The organism is Rothia sp. HMSC066G02, assembly GCF_001813145.1.
Lineage (GTDB): Bacteria > Actinomycetota > Actinomycetes > Actinomycetales > Micrococcaceae > Rothia.
In genome coordinates, this window is the sequence record NZ_KV811593.1 from 212,239 (window position 1) to 230,218 (window position 17,980).

Below are 17,980 nucleotides of genomic sequence, written 5' to 3' on the forward strand. Positions count from 1 at the left end.
GGCTGCACCTCAAGTGCAGTGTTCAGCCTATTTGCGGCGGGTGCGCCAGCAATGCTGATGCCAGTGCCTGCGCTCGTCAATGGCGCGGCTACGGCCCATCGTGTGGCTTTCTTGCCACACCACCAGGTGCGCTGTTCTGGGCGGAATCGGGCGGTAGCATTCGGGGCAGGTGTAGGTTTTTTGGGCGTTGACGGCGGGAATGTATTGCACCAGCCAGTCACCGTATCGGTCACGTTCCAATCGGGGCGCAGGGTCGAGGATCCTGCTGATATCACGCCCTGCGGGTGCTTGACGGTGCCACTTATCGCTGGTGGTGCCGGATGCTCGCCTGCCGGGATGATTCTTACGTGCCATGAGCCCTATTCTACCGCGCCGCTCAGCTATCTCTACCTATCGGTCCTGCCGCTGTTCGCTCTACGCTCTTCCACATACTGGCGTGGTACTCATGTTGAGGCGGTACTCCCCCGCTCTGTGCCGTACTTCCCTGCTGTGCCCCGTCCGCGACCTGTACCAAGCTCAGGTTCCCTATCTCATACCCTCACCTGCTAGAGCCAAACACTCGTACCTGCTAGAGTGGACGGATGCGTATTGTCATTGCTGAATGCTCCGTAGATTATGAGGGCCGCCTCCGCGCCCACCTGCCCCGCGCTACCCGCCTGCTGATGGTCAAGAATGACGGCTCCGTCCTCATTCACTCCGACGGCGGTTCCTACAAGCCTCTGAACTGGATGAGCCCTCCCTGCTCCCTGCTGGTGGCTGAGCGTGAGGACGTTCCGCAGAGCATCCGTGAGGACCTAGAGTCCGATGTTCAGCAGCTGTGGACCGTTCAGGCAGCTAAGAGCGATGACCGCCTCATGATTCGCATCTACAAGATTGAGCACGAGCACGCCACCGACCTGGGTGTTGATCCCGGCCTCATCAAGGACGGTGTGGAGGCTGATCTGCAGCGTCTGCTCGCAGAGCAGATCCACACTCTCGGTGAGGGCTATTCGCTGGTGCGCCGCGAGTACCCGACCGCTATCGGTCCGGTAGACATCATGGCGAAGGATGCGCACGGCGTCTCCGTGGCGGTTGAGCTCAAGCGTGTGGGCGATATTGACGGTGTGGAGCAGCTGACCCGTTACCTGGAGTTGCTCAACCGTGACCCGCTGCTGGCACCGGTGCGCGGCGTATTTGCGGCACAGACGATTAAGCCGCAGGCACGTACCCTGGCTGAGGACCGCGGTATCCGCTGCGTGAGCCTGGACTACGATGCGATGCGCGGCGTGGACGACTCCGCTGACCGTCTGTTCTAGCTGACCGTCTGTTCTAAACGGCTCTAGGCTAAGCAGCTGCACATAGCTTGAGGGGCGCCTCCCGACCATGGGAGGCGCCCCTTTTCAGCCCATCATCTTTCTGCCCGCGCTCTTTCGGCGCACGCGTTCTTTCTGTGCACACTCTCGTTCTGCGTAAACAATCTACCCCCGGATACACCAATCGCCGGTGCCCCTCCCCTTTCAGGGTGGAACACCGGCGAGGTGTACACAGTGGCTAATTCCCGCTGAGGGGAACCAGCTTTAGATCTGTGCGTGCTTTGCAACGATGGTCACGTGATCGTTCGAGACGGTCAAGAAACCTGCGTTGAGGATGGTCTTAATGGGCTCACCATCAACGGGTTCAATGAGCAGCTCGCCGTCCTGTGCCAGCAGCGTGCAGGTGGGGATCATGCCCGGCAGGATGCCGAGGTCACCGCTGACGGAGCGTGCACGAACGTACTTCGCTTCGCCAGTCCACACGACGCGTTCGCGGGAAACAACTTCAACTTTCAGAGCCATGATTACTTAGCTCCAGTCTGTGCCTTGATTTCCTCGTAGCGGCGCATAACGTCGTCCATACCACCAATGTTGTAGAACGCCTGCTCGGGGATGTGGTCGACATCGCCGTTGCAGATCATCTGGAAGGACTCGATGGTGTCCTTCAGCGGAACGGTCGAACCCTCGACACCGGTGAACTGCTTTGCAGTGTAGGTGTTCTGGGAGAGGAACTGCTCGATACGACGTGCACGTGCCACGACGATCTTCTGCTCCTCGGAGAGCTCGTCCACACCCAGAATCGCGATGATGTCCTGCAGTTCCTTGTTTTCCTGCAGAATAGCCTTCACACGAATTGCGGTGTCGTAGTGCTCCTGACCGATGTACTGTGCGTCCAGAATTCGGGAGGTGGAGGACAGCGGGTCAATTGCCGGGTACAGACCGCGCGATGCGATTTCACGAGAGAGCTCGGTGGTCGCATCCAGGTGCGCGAAGGTGGTTGCCGGCGCCGGGTCGGTGTAGTCATCCGCAGGCACGTAAATTGCCTGCATGGAGGTGATGGAGTGACCGCGGGTGGAGGTAATACGCTCCTGCAGCAGACCCATTTCGTCCGCCAGGTTCGGCTGGTAACCCACTGCGGAGGGCATGCGGCCCAGCAGGGTGGAAACCTCAGAACCTGCCTGAGTGAAACGGAAGATGTTGTCGATGAACAGCAGCACGTCCTGGTTCTGAACATCGCGGAAGTACTCCGCCATGGTCAGACCGGTCAGTGCCACGCGCAGACGGGTTCCCGGGGGCTCATCCATCTGGCCGAACACAAGAGCGGTGTCCTTCAGAACGCCTGCTTCTTCCATTTCGACCCACAGGTCGTTACCCTCACGGGTACGCTCGCCAACACCGGTGAACACGGAGGTACCACCGAAGTTACGAGCCACACGGGTAATCATTTCCTGGATCAGCACGGTCTTACCCACGCCTGCACCACCGAACAGACCAATCTTACCGCCCTTGATGTAGGGGGTCAGAAGGTCGATGGACTTAATACCAGTCTCCAGCATTTCGGTGGAGCCTTCCAGCTCTGCGAAGCCGGGAGCGGCACGGTGGATCGGCCAGTAGGTGTCAGCCTTGATCTCGGAGTTCGGCACGTCGAGTGCGTCACCGAGAACGTTGAAGATGTGGCCCTTCACGCCGTCACCAACGGGGACGGAGATCGGTGCGCCGGTGTCGACTACAGCCTGACCGCGGACCAGGCCGTCAGTCTGCTGCAGGGAGATAGCGCGAACGATCGAGTCGCCCAGGTGCTGTGCGGTCTCGAAGGTGATGGTGCGGGTGCGACCGTCGAGGGTCAGCTCGGTGGTCAGAGCGTTGTAAATCTCGGGGACCTGACCGGCGGGGAACTCGACGTCGACCACGGGGCCGATGACGCGGGCAATACGACCCGTTGCGCCCTGAGTCGGTGCGGAGACCGATTCGTTGTAGGTGGCAGTCATATTTCTCACTTACTTAGAAAGTTTGGACAGTTGATGGCTTCGTTGGCGTACAAGTACTAGGAGCCGAGGGCGTCTGCGCCGCCCACGATTTCGGAGAGCTCCTGAGTAATTTCCGCCTGACGTGCGTTGTTCATCAAACGGGTGTACTTGGTAATCAGCGTCTCAGCGTTGTCACCTGCGGTCTTCATCGCGCGCTGGCGGGATGCCAGCTCACTTGCTGCTGCCTGCAGGAGGCAGGAGAAGATACGCGATGCAATGTAGCGCGGCAACAGCGCGTTGAGCACTTCCTCGGCGGAGGGCTCGAACTCGAAGGATGCCGCCTGCTCGTACTCAGCCTTGGTCAGTTCCTGGTCGGGAACGATTTCCTCGCCCATAGCCTTTGCGTCACCCACGTGGATGGGCAGCAGGCGCAGGATCTTGGGTTCCTGAACAACCATCGACTTGAACTCGGTGTATACGATGTGCAGTTCGTCCACGCCGCCCTCTTCGAAGGGCAGGTCGTAGGCTTCGAGCAGCGCGTCACGAATTTCGACGGCAGTTTCAACACGAGGTGCATCGGTGTGCCCCTCCCACGCACGGGCGTAGGGGCGCTCACGGAACTCGAAGTAAGCCTTTGCCTTACGGCCAACCAGGTACAGCTGTACCTCCTGGCCGTTAGAGCGCAGCCTCTCAATCAGAGATTCGGTACGACGCAGGATAGCGGAGGAGTACGAACCTGCCAGACCGCGGTCACTGGTAACAACCAGGATTGCGGAGCGACGGTGTTCGTAGGTTCCGAACTCGTGCGGCTTGTGAATCAGCGGGTGCTTAATACCGTGCTGAGTCGCAACCGCAGTCACCACGCGGGTCAGAGCGTTCGCGTAAGGGCCGGCTGCCTGAGCAGCGTTACGAGCCTTGTTAATGCGGGAGGTCGCGATCATCTCCATCGCCTTGAAGATCTTCTTCATAGACGACGTCGAAGCAATCTTCTGTCGGTAAACCCTAATCTGGGCTCCCATAGAGCTTCCTTTCTCCTTGCTTTCTGCCCCGCCCCAGCCTCATAGCTGAGGCGGGGAGAAGGCGAGGACTAATCGCTAACCGATGGTTTCCTGAGTGATGTCGCTATCGCGAGCTGCCTTGTGCTCCTCGTGACCTGCGTCGACGAGGTGGCTGCTGCCCTCAGACTTGAAACCCTGCTTGAAGTCAGTAACTGCGGACTTCAGAGCTGCAACGGTGTCATCCTCAAGCTTGCCGGAGGAAGCGATATCGGTCAGTACCGAGGTCTTGTGACGCAGGTACTCGATGAAGCCTTCCTCGAAGCGCAGCACGTCGGAAACCTCAATGTCGTCGAGGTGACCGGAGGTACCAGCCCAAATGGAGACAACCTGCTCTTCAACTGCGTACGGGGTGTACTGCGGCTGACGCAGCAGCTCGGTCAGGCGAGAACCGCGGGTCAGCTGTGCCTTGGTAGCGTCGTCCAGGTCGGATGCGAACATTGCGAACGCTTCCATTGCACGGTACTGTGCCAGCTCCAGCTTCAGGGTACCGGAGACCTTCTTCATAGCCTTGGTCTGTGCGGCACCACCAACACGGGAGACGGAGATACCGACGTCGACTGCCGGACGCTGGTTAGCGTTGAACAGGTCGGACTGCAGGAAGATCTGGCCGTCAGTAATGGAGATGACGTTGGTCGGAATGAAGGCGGAAACGTCGTTTGCCTTGGTCTCAATGATCGGGAAGCCGGTCATCGAGCCTGCGCCCAGGTCGTCAGAGAGCTTAGCGCAACGCTCCAGCAGGCGGGAGTGCAGGTAGAAGACGTCACCGGGGTATGCTTCACGTCCCGGCGGGCGGCGCAGCAGCAGGGACACAGCGCGGTATGCTTCTGCCTGCTTCGACAGGTCGTCGAAGATGATGAGGACGTGCTTGCCACCGTACATCCAGTGCTGGCCGATAGCCGAACCGGTGTAGGGTGCCAGGTACTTGAAGCCTGCTGCGTCGGATGCGGGAGATGCCACGATGGTGGTGTACTCCAGCGCGCCGCGAGTCTCAAGGGTGTGGCGGACAGCTGCAATGGTGGATGCCTTCTGGCCAACAGCCACGTAGATGCATCGAACCTGCTTGTTGGGGTCACCCGAAGCCCAGTTGTCCTTCTGGTTCAGAATGGTGTCGATCGCAATAGCGGTCTTACCGGTCTGGCGGTCACCAATGATCAGCTGACGCTGACCGCGACCAATCGGAATCATCGAGTCGATTGCCTTCAGACCGGTCTGCAGCGGCTCGTGAACCGACTTACGCTGGGTCACGCCGGGAGCCTGCAGCTCCAGTGCGCGGCGACCTTCAGCCTCAATGGGGCCCAGGTCATCGATCGGGTTACCCAGGGGGTCAACAACGCGACCGAGGTACGCGTCGCCAACGGGCACCGAGAGGACCTCACCGGTGCGGTGTACGACCTGGCCCTCTTCAATACCGGTGAAGTCACCCAGGACGATCACACCAATATTGCGGGTATCCAGGTTCTGTGCGAGGCCGAGGGTGCCGTCTTCGAAACGAAGCAGCTCATTCGCCATAACCGAGGGAAGGCCCTCGACACGAGCGATACCGTCGGAGGCCGATACAACTCGACCCACCTCAACACGTTCTGCATTGCCGGGTTCGTAAGACGCTGCAAACTCGTTCAGCGCATTACGGACATCTTCGGCATTGATGGTCAGTTCGGCCATCTTGTGTCCCTGCTCTCTCATTGTGGTTGCGTTCCGTCAACGGAACCAACCGAAACTTGCAATTCGGGTTGAACGGGCGGGCAATGCCGCCGCTTCTGCGAAGGAGGCATCTGCCACGCACCCGCTACCCGAGGTATCTTCTAAATCACCGTTGCGACGAACGGTTCAGCGTCGCTAGCTTGAGCCGCTAGCCGATGGAACGAGCCAGGTCGGACATGCGGGTCTCGACGGTACCGTCGATCACCTCGTCGCCCACCTGAACACGCAGACCGCCCAGAACGGCGGGGTCCACCGAAACGTCGAGCTTCAGCTCACGGCCGTACACGGCGTTGAGCGTGCGACCGAGACGTTCAAGCTGTGCCTGCGACAGCGCAATCGCGCTAGTTACTCGCGCAATGTAACGGTTCTGTCGCGTGACGATGATTTCTGCGAACTCATCGGCTACCCGTGCAGCGTGACGGCCGCGGGGGTTGGAGCCAACTCGTTCGAGCAGAAGCACACCTTCGGCGGTGGTGGCGGGGCCACCGAGCGCCACGGCGAGCTTCTTCTTTGCTTCTTTGCTTGCCTGATGGTCGGACAGCGCTTCCTGCGCCTGAGCGTTGGAATCAACGGTACGCACAAAGGTGAGTAGTTCGTTGAGTACCTCGTCCAGGGCGTCCACGCCACCGCGAGACTGAGCCGATGCGGTCACGGCGAGCACTGCTGCACGCTCCAGGGCATTCGCCAGATCAGCATCATCGGACCAGCGCTGAGCCACCGCACTGGTGAGCACAGCCATAGCCTGAGAAGAGATCTTGCCGCCGAAGACGGTGTTAGCGATACCCTGACGTGCTGCTGCATCACGCGAAGAATCGGTGACAGCACGGCGCAGGGTGCCGTTGTGGTCGAGAACATCAACCACAGCGAAAAGCTCGCTCGCCAGGTTCAGGGGCTGCAGGGAAGCGTGAGCTTCCAGCACCTCTTCCACCTTGCTCAGTGATTCAGTAGATACTCCTGCCATTACCGAGCCGCACCTGCGTTCTGCTTCTCGGTTTCAAGGTCAGCAAGAAAACGATCTACCACACGGGCCGATCGCTCATCATCGTTGAGGGCTTCGCCCACAATCTTGCCGGCAAGGGTCGTAGCAAGAGTGCCAACCTCGGAACGGAGGGACACTGCTGCTGCCGCACGCTCTGCCTCGATAGCCTTTGCTGCATTATCGCTAATGCGCTGAGCCTCAGCGGTTGCACGCTCGCGAGCATCGGCAATGATTGCCTCGCCCTCTGCGCGTGCCTCTTCACGAATCTTCTGAGCCTCCAGTCGAGCGCTTTCGAGCTGCTGGGTGTACTCATCGCGAGCCGCTGCAGCCTCTGCCTGTGCCTTCTCGGCCTTGGCAAGGCCACCTTCGATTGCTTCCTTACGGTCCTGGTAGATCTTCTCGAACGCCGGGACAACGTACTTAGCAACGATGTAGTAGAGGATCAGGAATCCGATGAGGGTAATGACAATTTCCCCGACGTCGGGAATCAGGGGGTTCGAAGTTGCCTCCGCTCCCCCTTCGCTTGCCAGATAAATCATGGAGGGAATCCTGTTCTATGGGATGGGTCGTTTAGGATGTGGCAGAGCCGGTTACTTGATGAAGACGAGAACCAGGCCCAGAATTGCCAGCGCCTCGACCAGTGCGAAGCCCAGGAACAGCATGGGCTGCAGGGTCTTCTGGGACTCGGGCTGACGAGCAACGCTGGTCATGTATGCCGCGAAGATCAGACCCACGCCGATGCCGCCGCCAATAGCTGCCAGACCGTAGCCAACCGCAGTGATGGAACCAACCATTATTTTTCCTTTCAACAGTGTTCGACCGGGAACATACCCGGACCGAACAGAGTTTGATTTGAGTTAATAGCCCGCACAGTGAACGTGTGGGTTGCTTTATTCACGCCCAATGACGAACGCGAAAACCTAAAAAACTAGAGAGTTTAGTGTCCCTCGGAAACCGAGCCCTGCAGGTACACAGCCAGCAGCAGAGCGAACACATAAGCCTGGATGCACTGAATCATGAATTCCAGGAAGTACAGGAACAGGCCCAGAGCACCGGGAGCAATAGCAGCCAGGTAGCCGATACCACCCAGGGTCTCAACCATGTAGGTCACCATGCTGGATGCAACCATCAGCGCCAGGTGACCACCGAACATGGTCGCGAAGAGACGTAGCGCGTGAGTTGCGGGACGAATCAGCAGGTTCGAGAAGAACTCGATCGGGATCAGGATGGGGTAAATCCACACCGGCAGACCCGAGGGCATGGTGATGTCCTTGAAGAAGCCGCCCAGGCCCTTGCGCTTGATACCAACGCCAACCCAGGTCAGGTACGCTACGCCAGCCAGCGCGTAGGCGCTACCGGGGTGCGAGAAGGTGGGCAACTGAACAAACGGAATCGAACCGTAGAGGTTGTTCACCAGAACGAAGAAGAAGGAGGCGAACAGAATCGGCACGAACGGCTTGTAGTGCTGTACGCCCAGGGTTTCCTTACCGAGGGAGTTACGAGCAAACATGTAGCCGGACTCAGCGATGAACTGAGTCTTGCCGGGAACCATGGCGCGCTTACGTGCTGCGGTGAGGAAGAAGACCGCGATAATCACCACGGACAGCAGAATCAGTACGTTCTGCTTACCGAAAGCGAAATCACCAATGGTGAAGAAGGGTGGCAGATGCATGTCTTCGGGGGTCGGCGGCACATAGGCTTCCGCGAGGATCAACCCGTTCTCGATCAAAGCAAGTCCTTTCTTGCTACTAGTGGCTATCAAGAGCCCATGTCTGCCTATAAACGACTGACATGCTAACTACATGGATGAATGTGTGACCTGGCGGTCCGCGTTCAATGACCTAACGGTCTTTATTCTGCCTGGTCATGTGGGTAAAGACGAGGGTCAAACCTCCAATAGCGCCAATCAAGACGCCAACCCACACCAGCCAGGTGGTGGAGAAGACCAGGTCACCGAGGTAACCGATGCCTCCCCACACTGCTACACCGATGATCAGATAGAGAATCGACATGACTGCACCGGAGAGACCTCCGTCAGATACCAATTCTCCGGTGGTGCGGAGCTTTTTATCTCCGTCCCACCACTTCTTCTCTTCGGCCAAACGTTTTTCCTTTCAAACACCGATCGTGTTACCGACCATGGTCTTCCGAGTCGGTGTCGAAGTACAAAATTCTCAGTCGTGCGATGCTAACTGTTTCAATAACAATCCACAGAATCACGCCGGTACATGCGCCTGCGAGAGTCCAACCGTGCCTCAGATTCTCGGGGAACGGCACAAACATCAATACCAGACCGAGCAGAGCAATCTTCACGAGGTAGCTCACCACCAGCGATTTGGGTACACCCCAGTCGAAAATGGGAGCAACCAACATAACCAATACGCCCAGAGTGAAGCATATATAGATTATCAGAAAGCCCAATGTTATTCCTAGCGCGCCCACGGGGCCCGCAAACAGGTACGCACTCATCATACCGCCCAACCAAGCCAGCAGAGAGTAAGCCGATACCCTGTAGAACAAAAATTTCCAGGAAAGCTCTTGACTCTCGAAAGAAGAGGCCTTCAAACCTGCTTGAGCACGCTCTCGGCGGTGTTTCTGCTGCTTCTTGCGCTCCGCCGGCGGATACCACAGAACGTCCACCACGCGCCTCCAGAGAGGCTCTGCAGGAGCCTGAGATTTAGGCTGCTCAGAAGCCATTAGTGTTTCTCCCCACGGTTGCGATGAGAAGAAGGCTGAACAGAGGAGCGAGCAGCAGAAGAGCTATCTGCACGGTCTTTCACGGAATCCGGCATGATCGGCTCCGGATGCAGCGAGGTCGGCTCTACGTTCTCAGGAGTCGCCGGAACGCCAGTCGCCGAGGTCAAAGAGCCGGTAGCAGGCTCTGCAGTTGCCGACTTCGCCTTCGGCGCCGAACCCTTCGAATCCGCCGCAAAGCGCTTCGACAGGTCAATCGCAGAAGTAGGTGCCTCACCGCCAAAGAGCTGCGGCATACGCAGGTACACCACCAGCACGGCAAGAGCCACAAGAACCACACCAACAGCCGCCAGCACGGCGCCCGAAGCAAACAAATCAGAGGCAAACGCCAGCAGCACCCACACCAGAATGGTCGTACCGGTCACCACGGCGGTCGAACCAAGGTGGCTGAAACCAACATCCGTCAGACGCTGATAAGTGTGAGTACGGTGCGGCTTGTACCACTGCTCCCCCGCCATAAAACGACGGAACAGAGTCGTACCCGCGTCCGCCAGATACGTCATCAGCGGAGCAAAAGCCAACAGGAACGGAACATCCGCAAACCACGCGCCCACAGCCAACGTGCCCAGCGCCGCGCCCAAAACATAAGAACCCGCATCGCCCAAAAACACGTTCTTACCAGGGCGCACATTCCACGGCAGGAACGCCGCAAAAGCACCGGCAACAGCCACACCAGCCAAAGCCAGCCACGGAAGGTTCACCATCCAACCGGTCAGCGCATACGCCAAACCAGCCACCAGACCGTGAGCACCAGAAATACCGTTAATGCCGTCCATAAAATTCGCCACGTTAATGTAGCCGGCAACAAAAATCGCGCCCAGAATCAGCAGCAGAATGTTCGTGCCCTGCACCGTCGCAAAGCTCACGCTCACCAGTACGCCAATCACCAGCTGCAGGCCCGCACGACGCACAATGCTCACGCCGCGAATATCCTCAAGCCAGCCCAGGGCAAGAGCACACAGAATCGCCGCGGCAATCGTCACCGCCAGCTGCAAAGACTCAGCAGAACGGTACGTCCAGCCGAACAGGGTAGCCGCCACAAACGCCACAAAGGTCGCAGCCGCAGTCGCCAAACCCATACCGCGGTAGGTCGGAGCAGTATGCGAAGAACGCTCATTAGGAACATCCACCATGTTGTAGCGGTGCAAAATCGGGCGCACCGCAAACGGCAAAAGGGCACCCAAAACAAAAGCAAGAGCAAAAATGCTCAACAGCTCAGAAAAGGAGGTCATACCAGCTCCAAGGCATTGGCGCCGCTCCCCTGGACGCAAGCTCCAGAATTGCAGCTAAGGGACGATGTGTGCGTAGTGTGTGTGTGTTTACTTCGTATTCTATAGAACTCTTCAGTAGCCCGGGACTAAACATTACAGATTCTCTCCATACGTTCTGCATATTCTGCGTCCTGAAATGTTCTACACCCGAGAAAGAGAAAACACCGGATACCGCACCCGCCACGCAAGTGCAGCATCCGATGTCATTCCCTAAAGATTAGAACGTCTGCGCATCCGCCAAAGTACGCGGATCAGGGGCACGCTCCAGGCCATGACGTTCATAGCCGCTGTGCTCCCGATAGTTCTGAATCCACCGCTCATAATCGAGCTCATCAGGGTCAAGTGCCGGGGCACTCGACCGGGAAATATACCGGTTCTCCTCGCTCGGCACCAGCTTCTCGGTACCGCCGAAGAGAGTCTCATCCAGCTTCTCACCCTTACGAAGACCAATCTCCTTGATCTCCACGTCATACCGCTCATACGCCTGGCGCATCGCCTTCGCAACGTCCAGGATCTTGACCGGCTGACCCATATCCAGCACCATGACCTCACCCGGGCGACCAATCGCACCGGCAAGCATCACCAGCAGGCAGGCATCGGTAATCAGCATGAAGTAACGGGTCGCGCGCTTATCGGTCAGGGTAATCGGACCACCCGAGAGAATCTGCTTCGTAAAGAGCGGCTTAATCGAACCGCGCGAACCAAACACATTACCGAAACGAACCGACACGTAGGTGTTGCCGGTCTTCTCGCCAAAGTACGCGGTCAGACGCTCCGCCACGCGCTTGGACTGACCCAGCGCAGTCTTCGGGTCCGCAGCCTTATCGGTCGAAACGTTCACGAAGGTCTTCACGCCCACCGCCTCCGCGGCACGCAGCACGTTCAGAGTACCCAGAGAGTTCGTCTTCCACGCCTCCTGCGGGTACGCCTCCAGCGCCGACACATGCTTCAAAGCTGCAGCGTGGAACACTACCTCGGGGCGACGGTCACGGAAAATCTCCAGCAGGTTATCACCCTCACGAATATCAGCCAGGATGATGCGGTCATCGTCCAGGCTCGACTCGTGAGTAATCGAAACCTTCGTCTCCATCAGCAGAGTCTCATCATGATCAAGCATCATGAGGGTCTCAGGCTCAAACTCGCTAATCTGACGGCACAGCTCAGAACCAATCGAACCGCCCGCACCTGTGACCAGCACGCGCTTACCGTGCAGGTACGAACGCAGAATATCGCGGTCAATATCGTAGTTAATCTCACCACGAATCACGCGCATCAGGTCGTTATCGCTCGCGGTAATCAGACGCTCACCCATCAGTCGAGCATTCGCGCTACTAATACGCTGAACCTCAACCTTAAGCTTACGCATGCGGTTGCAGAAGGACTCGAAGTAATCCTCCGACATATCCGAAATCGTCACCAGAATCTTACGGGTACCCGACTCACGAATCACCTGCTCCAGCTCGCGGTACGTCGTAATCACCGAAATGCCGTGGAACTTCGTACCAGCCTTCAGCTGATCATCGTCGAAGACCGCAACCGGGCGAAGCTTCGCATCCTCATCGTGCAGCATCGAATCCATGACCATGCCGCCAATAAAGCCGGCACCGTACACAATCACCGGTTCACCGGTCAGCTCACGCACAGCACCGCGCTCAGTGTACACACGCTTCGCCATGCGAGCGCCCGCCATCATAATCAAGCTAAATGCCGCCGCAATCGCAGGCACACTATGCGGCATATGGGGCAGACCCAACAGCTCATCCACAAAGGAGAAAGCAGTCAACGCCGCACCCGCGCTCAAAGCAGCCGCGCCGGCACGCCAGGACTCGTCAAACGAACCGTACGAATACACGCCGTTATAAATCTTCACACCCGCCAGACCAATGACCAGGTGCAACACCACAGCCAACGTAGCGGTCATCGTCAACGACGCCGGGTGAATAATATCGAACACCGAACCGTTACTGAGCAGCACACTATAGCGGAGCATGTACGCGAACAAAACCGCCAGCAGCCACGCGCTCGAATCGATCAGAGCCTGCGCAATCAGCCACCACGGCTTACGCTCATACAGGCGGTTCACCAGCATCGTGCCAGAGTCACCCTCCGTCACCATCGTGCCGCGCTGAGCCGCCTTCCGCATCACCACATGAGCGTGAGGTTTCAACTGAGCCACTACATGCCTCCTTCAGATGCGGTACCAGAAGAACGAGAAGAAGCACGAGCCGTCAACGACGACAACGCACGAAACGCCGAACGGCGCGCCTGCTCAGGAACAAAACGGTACACACTACGCACCGCCATATTCTGAGCCCACTGAAGCTTAGAAATACCGTGACCGGTGTACAGTCGACGCTGAATCGCCACATCCTGCAACCAGGCGTCCACTCCCCCACGCTTCGTGTACGCGCCCGCACCCACGCGGTAACGCACCAGAGCCTCGGGGATATTGCCCAGACGGTAGCCGGCATCGCGCAGACGCATCCACAGCCACCAATCCTCAGCGCCGGGCACGAACTCGTAACCGCCCAGCTGCTGCACGGCACTCTTCACGAACGCCACCGACGGGTGATAAATCGGGTTACGCGAATCCATCGCGCGCAGCAGACGCTCGGACTCAACAATCGCCTCGCGGGTCGACTCCACCGCAGTATTGCTCTCATTCACCTCAAGCATGGCAGAGCCCAGCACCGTGTAGCCGCCCTGCACCAGGGCAGGAATCAGACGCGCAAAACGAGTCGGCTCAGACAGATCATCAGAATCAGCACGAGCCACCAGCTCATACGAACACGCCTGCAGACCGGCGTTCAGCGCCTCCGCCAAACCAACATTCTGAGCCAGCTCCACCACCTGAATCGGCGGGCAATCCAGATTCTCGGCGCGCTGAACCCAGCGGTCCACCACGGCATCCAGCTCGGGGGTCAGCGGACCGTCCTTCACCAAAACCAGCTCGGAAGGACGCACCGTCTGGTTCAGAAGATTTGACTCCAACGCCTGGTCCAGATAGGCGGGGTTCTCCTTCGCGTACACGCTCATCAGCACCGAGAAATCGGGTACAGAGCTCACGCAACCACGCGCCTTCTCAGAATCAGCGGGGCTTTCAGCGGATGCCGGCACGCCGTAGCGGCCGGGGAAAGTCAGCGGGTAAATGCCCTCAAGCACCTGAGCATTCGGGCGAGGCGCACGCAAACCATCACGCACACCATTGAGGAAATACCCCAGGTAGGTGCGGCGGTCATCAGTACGCAGAACAGTAGAAATCCACAGGCGCGCCGACGAGCCACCGTACAACAGCTTCTCCAGCGGGTTCAGGGTACGCGAACGGGTAAAGACCCACAGCTTATTGCGCACATCGTTATAGAAACGCGGGCCCGGGTCAGCGTTCGTCGTACCAAAAGTCTTCGTGTGGTGCTTAGCCACAGAAGAAGGCACCGCAATGCCGTCACGGTGATGAATCAGACGAGTCGAAAACTCGAAGTCATCATTCCAAATGAAGAACTCAGCAATCGGCAAACCACCATTACGGCGAATAGCCTGCGCGTCCATCAGAATCGACACGAACGAGGCGCTACGAATCGGACGGGCACTCACCGCCTGCGCACGAGCATAACGCTGCTGACCCGCCGCAAACATCGTGCGCGGAGTGTTCATCGGGTGGTCCTCGCCGTTCGTCCACACCACACGAGACGCCACCACCGCGGGGCGCTGCGAAGGCACCGGCGAATAGTTCAGCCAGGCGGCAACCGCCTCCGACAGAGTGTTCTCGGTCGGCTCGGTGTCATCATCCATAACCCACACCAGATCCGGGTTATGGCGTTCCAGGGCGCGATCAATACCCACCGCGAAACCGCCAGCACCGCCCATATTGCTCTCCAGGCGGATGCAATCCACCGGTAGCTCGTAGTCCAGGGCACGCAGATACTCAGCAGTACCGTCCGTGGAGGCGTTATCAACAATCACCACCGCCGCAGGCACACGCTCACCAGAAGCGATACCAGCAAGGGTCTTCGGCAGCAGGTCCTCACGGTTATAAGTCACCACCACGGCAACCGTGCGGGGATACTCATTCAAAGAATTGTGAGAAGAAGACTGATCGGAAGAAGGCTGGGCAAAAGCGGTCACGTCGCTGTACTTTTCTGCCATAAGTTCTCCCTCCGTGGCGCGATGCGCCTGAATCAGCCGGTACGCGATATACCCATACCGAGCTGGGCGCTTATGGTGTTTCTCGCGCCCGCGGTATTCAACCGTGTGGATATATCACTCAAAGAAAATATTCTACCTGCGGTCTCCACTAGAGAGTGAACCATCACCTCAAAAGACGCACTTTATGACAAATAAACAACCGAATTCAGTTGATTTATCCGCATAGCGGACGCACCCGCACACCCAGTTTTGGGTATCCATCAAGCTACCAGCTTCACAGCCTGTGTTTGCGCTGTGCACCCCGTGCGAAAAAACGACCAGAGACCGAATAAAAACCCACAAATTCCCCATAAACTGTTCAAATATGGGAAAGTTGAAATGACCCCATTTTTCCCCGCAACGTACGCGGGCTCGTGAGAGGTAAAAGAGATGTCCGAATCCAAGTGGAAAGTCATTGGCGCCAGCGGCTTCGTTGGTTCCTCCATCGTCGCGCGTCTAAACGCAGAAGGTATCAGCGTTGATCCCATCGAGGCACCTCGACTCGCAACCCGCGCCCTCGACGTAGATAGCATCATCGACGAGGCAGACCAGCTTGAAGGCATCATCGACTCCCTCGCAGAAGCCTTCGCCGGCGCGCAGGTCGTCGTCAACGCAGCGGGCCTCGCAGCGCCCAATATGCAGGATCTACCTCCGCTCGTCGGTGCAAACGCCCTGCTTCCCGCCGTAATTGCCATCGCCGCACAGCGAACCGGCGTACGCCGCGTCATCCACCTCTCCTCCGCAGCGGTACAGGGCCCGCGCCTCGTGCTGGATGATTCCGAAGAGACCAACCCGTTCAGTGCCTACTCCTTCTCCAAGGCACTCGGCGAAGAAGCGCTGCTCGACCTGCAGGACTACTTCCTCGAAGAGCACCCCGACTGCGCACCCGAACTGTGCATCCTTCGCGCAACCAGCGTGCAGGGCCGAGGCCGACGCACCACCGAACTCTTCGCCAAGATAGCTTCCTCCCCCTTCGCATCCGTTGCGGGTGCAGGCACCGGCAAGTCCCCGGTCTCCAGCGTGCAAGCCCTCGCAGAATTCGTGGTCATGCTCGGCACCTTCCCCGGCGAGCTACCCACCATCGTGCTGCAGCCCTGGGAAGGCGCAACCGTTGCCTCCGCATCCGTGGACGCTGGTCGCCGCCACCCGCACCGCCTGCCCGAGTGGCTCTGCCGCGCAGCCGTCAAGGCGGGCTACACCGTCTCCGAGCTGATGAATGACAAGTTCGCAGGATCCGTGCGTAAGGTCGAGGTCATGTGGTTCGGCCAGGGCATCGACGACTCCTGGGCACGTGACAACAACCTTCTGCCCACCCCGCGCGTGCGTGAAGTACTGCGCAACGCCCACACCGCGCTGGGTAAGAAGAAGGACCGCCGCTTCGACAAGAACTAGGTAGCGTACGTGCGCCCCTAGCAGCGCACAACCTGAGGCACGCAGCCCAGGAGCGCATAACCTGTAGGACTCATAACGAAAGGGAACCCCCGATATATCTGAACGATATATCGGGGGTTCCCTATACGTTTTTATGCTCCGAGCTTTATAACTCGCAGAGGTTTAGAGGTGATCCTCCGGGGCGTCCTTCTGCTCGGTCTTTGCCTCAGACTCAACCTTTGCCTCAGCTTCAGTCTTGGTAGCCTCAGTCTTAGCTTCTGCCGACTTAGCCTCATCCTTAGAGGCAGTCTCAATCTTCGACGCGCCAAAGACCAGCGCGCGAGCAGTATCAGCAGGAACTGGGTGAGTCTGCGGCTCATCCGCACGAACCGGCTTCGGAGTGTTGTCACGGTAGCCGCGCGAACGCTCCTGGTCCACGCCAGTGCTGAAAGCAGAAGACAGAGCCGAAGTAGCGCCCAGCAGGGACGCAGCGACAGAACCGGCCACCGGTGCCGAAGCGCGACGAGCAGGCTCACCGCTCACAGTGTGGGTGCTGTCCCACTGCTCGTACGCTTCATCCAGGTCAGCCTGCTCATCCAGAGCACGCTCAGAAGGAGTCGACTCAGACGACGCGGAAGAAGCAGCCTCAGCTTCCTCAACCTTACGAGCCGCCTGCTCGTCAGCCTCCGCACGAGTCAGAATGGTCGGAACGACCTCGCGCAGCTCCTCCACCGAAATTGCGCCCTCACGAACCACCACGTAGGGGAAGGAAGTGCAATCCAGAATCGTGGACGGTGCCGGGTCACGCTCAGTCACCACAACCACGCCGTCCTCATTCGGCTCAGACTCAAGCGGCTTAGGACGAGCGCCACCGTCAATCACCACAGCAACGTCCTCGCCCAGAGAATCCATGGCGGTCTGTGCGTCCAGTGCGGCTTCCTGACCGGTCTTGTTCGCGCTCGAAACCGCCAGCGGACCGTGCTCAGTCAGCAGCTTCAGGGCGAACTCGTCATCGGGAACACGCACGGCAACAGTACCGCGGGTCTCACCCAAATCCCAGCTCAGCGACGGGTACGCGTGAAGAATGATAGTCAGCGCGCCGGGCCAGAAGCGACCACCCAGATCGTAAATATCGTCCGGAACGTCGTCGACCACGCCAGCGAGCGCAGCAAGATCAAAGATCAGCACGGGCGGCGGCATGGTGCGGTCGCGGCCCTTATCTGCCAGCAGCTTGGCAACGCCCTGATGCGAGAAAGCATCGGCGGCAATACCGTAGACGGTATCGGTGGGCATCACAATCGTGTCGTGCGCCTTCAGCGCCTCGCGGGCAGCTTCAATGGCCTCGCGGGTCTCAGTTTCAGTCGTTACGGGGTACAGCTTTGCAGTCACGGGTCTTATTCTCTCA

The 17,980-nt window shown here is 58.6% G+C and carries 17 protein-coding genes; 2 read left to right on the top strand and 15 right to left on the bottom strand.

The features are described 5' to 3' along the window. Positions 1–27 precede the first annotated feature (27 nt). Positions 28–354 (bottom strand): ATP/GTP-binding protein, encoded by a 327-nt coding sequence (locus HMPREF2894_RS08930; RefSeq protein ID WP_080562540.1) that lies wholly within the window; start codon positions 352–354, stop codon positions 28–30. A 227-nt stretch (positions 355–581) separates the two neighbouring features. On the opposite strand from HMPREF2894_RS08930, the gene nucS reads away from it, so the two are divergent. Beyond that, on the top strand, positions 582–1,295 hold the full coding sequence (gene nucS, locus HMPREF2894_RS05305; RefSeq protein ID WP_005506450.1) for an endonuclease NucS: 714 nt from the start codon (positions 582–584) through the stop codon (positions 1,293–1,295). A gap of 261 nt (positions 1,296–1,556) precedes the next feature. On the opposite strand, the gene HMPREF2894_RS05310 is transcribed toward nucS, so the two are convergent. From HMPREF2894_RS05310 to HMPREF2894_RS05370, 13 genes are all read right to left on the bottom strand, one after another. Further along, on the bottom strand, positions 1,557–1,814 hold the full coding sequence (locus tag HMPREF2894_RS05310; protein ID WP_049340652.1) for a F0F1 ATP synthase subunit delta/epsilon: 258 nt from the start codon (positions 1,812–1,814) through the stop codon (positions 1,557–1,559). A gap of 2 nt (positions 1,815–1,816) precedes the next feature. After that, positions 1,817–3,280, bottom strand: coding sequence for a F0F1 ATP synthase subunit beta (gene atpD / locus HMPREF2894_RS05315; RefSeq protein ID WP_005507810.1), 1,464 nt, complete (start codon positions 3,278–3,280; stop codon positions 1,817–1,819). A 56-nt stretch (positions 3,281–3,336) separates the two neighbouring features. Continuing rightward, positions 3,337–4,278, bottom strand: coding sequence for a F0F1 ATP synthase subunit gamma (locus HMPREF2894_RS05320; protein ID WP_049340654.1), 942 nt, complete (start codon positions 4,276–4,278; stop codon positions 3,337–3,339). Between the two features lie 75 nt (positions 4,279–4,353). Then, positions 4,354–5,979: a F0F1 ATP synthase subunit alpha gene (gene atpA / locus HMPREF2894_RS05325; RefSeq protein ID WP_049340655.1), complete on the bottom strand. Its 1,626-nt coding sequence runs from the start codon at positions 5,977–5,979 to the stop codon at positions 4,354–4,356. Positions 5,980–6,166: 187 nt separating this feature from the next. Beyond that, on the bottom strand, positions 6,167–6,979 hold the full coding sequence (locus HMPREF2894_RS05330; protein WP_049347483.1) for a F0F1 ATP synthase subunit delta: 813 nt from the start codon (positions 6,977–6,979) through the stop codon (positions 6,167–6,169). Then, positions 6,979–7,536: a F0F1 ATP synthase subunit B gene (locus tag HMPREF2894_RS05335; RefSeq protein WP_049326923.1), complete on the bottom strand. Its 558-nt coding sequence runs from the start codon at positions 7,534–7,536 to the stop codon at positions 6,979–6,981. The genes HMPREF2894_RS05330 and HMPREF2894_RS05335 overlap by 1 nt, the downstream gene beginning before the upstream one ends. Before the next feature lie 51 nt (positions 7,537–7,587). Then, complete coding sequence (atpE, locus tag HMPREF2894_RS05340) at positions 7,588–7,791, bottom strand: ATP synthase F0 subunit C (RefSeq protein ID WP_005506461.1); 204 nt, start codon at positions 7,789–7,791, stop codon at positions 7,588–7,590. 143 nt (positions 7,792–7,934) lie between these two features. Beyond that, positions 7,935–8,726, bottom strand: coding sequence for a F0F1 ATP synthase subunit A (gene atpB, locus HMPREF2894_RS05345; RefSeq protein WP_049347485.1), 792 nt, complete (start codon positions 8,724–8,726; stop codon positions 7,935–7,937). Positions 8,727–8,838: 112 nt separating this feature from the next. Then, positions 8,839–9,099, bottom strand: coding sequence for a hypothetical protein (locus HMPREF2894_RS05350; protein ID WP_049347487.1), 261 nt, complete (start codon positions 9,097–9,099; stop codon positions 8,839–8,841). Between the two features lie 28 nt (positions 9,100–9,127). Then, positions 9,128–9,694: a hypothetical protein gene (locus HMPREF2894_RS05355; RefSeq protein WP_052265079.1), complete on the bottom strand. Its 567-nt coding sequence runs from the start codon at positions 9,692–9,694 to the stop codon at positions 9,128–9,130. Beyond that, positions 9,694–10,983, bottom strand: a complete 1,290-nt coding sequence (locus HMPREF2894_RS05360) for an MraY family glycosyltransferase (protein WP_049358658.1) — start codon at positions 10,981–10,983, stop codon at positions 9,694–9,696. The genes HMPREF2894_RS05355 and HMPREF2894_RS05360 overlap by 1 nt, the downstream gene beginning before the upstream one ends. Before the next feature lie 256 nt (positions 10,984–11,239). Further along, a complete protein-coding gene (locus tag HMPREF2894_RS05365) occupies positions 11,240–13,198 on the bottom strand; it encodes a polysaccharide biosynthesis protein (RefSeq protein WP_070678128.1) in 1,959 nt (652 codons plus the stop codon). Next, positions 13,198–15,165, bottom strand: coding sequence for a glycosyltransferase family 2 protein (locus HMPREF2894_RS05370; RefSeq protein ID WP_070678130.1), 1,968 nt, complete (start codon positions 15,163–15,165; stop codon positions 13,198–13,200). The genes HMPREF2894_RS05365 and HMPREF2894_RS05370 overlap by 1 nt, the downstream gene beginning before the upstream one ends. A gap of 429 nt (positions 15,166–15,594) precedes the next feature. Between HMPREF2894_RS05370 and HMPREF2894_RS05375 the strand changes: the two genes are divergently transcribed. After that, a complete protein-coding gene (locus tag HMPREF2894_RS05375) occupies positions 15,595–16,596 on the top strand; it encodes an NAD-dependent epimerase/dehydratase family protein (protein WP_070667271.1) in 1,002 nt (333 codons plus the stop codon). Positions 16,597–16,758: 162 nt separating this feature from the next. Here the strand turns inward: HMPREF2894_RS05375 and HMPREF2894_RS05380 are convergent, their stop codons facing one another. After that, a complete protein-coding gene (locus HMPREF2894_RS05380; RefSeq protein WP_049352981.1) occupies positions 16,759–17,964 on the bottom strand; it encodes an L-threonylcarbamoyladenylate synthase in 1,206 nt (401 codons plus the stop codon). Positions 17,965–17,980: the final 16 nt, after the last annotated feature.

Excerpts from the sequence above, each read along its gene's own strand:
- HMPREF2894_RS08930 (WP_080562540.1), bottom strand. The coding sequence starts at position 354 with ATGGCACGTAAGAATCATCCCGGCAGGCGAGCATCCGGCACCACCAGC.
- nucS (WP_005506450.1), top strand. The coding sequence starts at position 582 with ATGCGTATTGTCATTGCTGAATGCTCCGTAGATTATGAGGGCCGCCTC.
- HMPREF2894_RS05310 (WP_049340652.1), bottom strand. The coding sequence starts at position 1,814 with ATGGCTCTGAAAGTTGAAGTTGTTTCCCGCGAACGCGTCGTGTGGACT.
- atpD (WP_005507810.1), bottom strand. The coding sequence starts at position 3,280 with ATGACTGCCACCTACAACGAATCGGTCTCCGCACCGACTCAGGGCGCA.
- HMPREF2894_RS05320 (WP_049340654.1), bottom strand. The coding sequence starts at position 4,278 with ATGGGAGCCCAGATTAGGGTTTACCGACAGAAGATTGCTTCGACGTCG.
- atpA (WP_049340655.1), bottom strand. The coding sequence starts at position 5,979 with ATGGCCGAACTGACCATCAATGCCGAAGATGTCCGTAATGCGCTGAAC.
- HMPREF2894_RS05330 (WP_049347483.1), bottom strand. The coding sequence starts at position 6,979 with ATGGCAGGAGTATCTACTGAATCACTGAGCAAGGTGGAAGAGGTGCTG.
- HMPREF2894_RS05335 (WP_049326923.1), bottom strand. The coding sequence starts at position 7,536 with ATGATTTATCTGGCAAGCGAAGGGGGAGCGGAGGCAACTTCGAACCCC.
- atpE (WP_005506461.1), bottom strand. The coding sequence starts at position 7,791 with ATGGTTGGTTCCATCACTGCGGTTGGCTACGGTCTGGCAGCTATTGGC.
- HMPREF2894_RS05355 (WP_052265079.1), bottom strand. The coding sequence starts at position 9,694 with ATGGCTTCTGAGCAGCCTAAATCTCAGGCTCCTGCAGAGCCTCTCTGG.
- HMPREF2894_RS05360 (WP_049358658.1), bottom strand. The coding sequence starts at position 10,983 with ATGACCTCCTTTTCTGAGCTGTTGAGCATTTTTGCTCTTGCTTTTGTT.
- HMPREF2894_RS05370 (WP_070678130.1), bottom strand. The coding sequence starts at position 15,165 with ATGGCAGAAAAGTACAGCGACGTGACCGCTTTTGCCCAGCCTTCTTCC.
- HMPREF2894_RS05375 (WP_070667271.1), top strand. The coding sequence starts at position 15,595 with ATGTCCGAATCCAAGTGGAAAGTCATTGGCGCCAGCGGCTTCGTTGGT.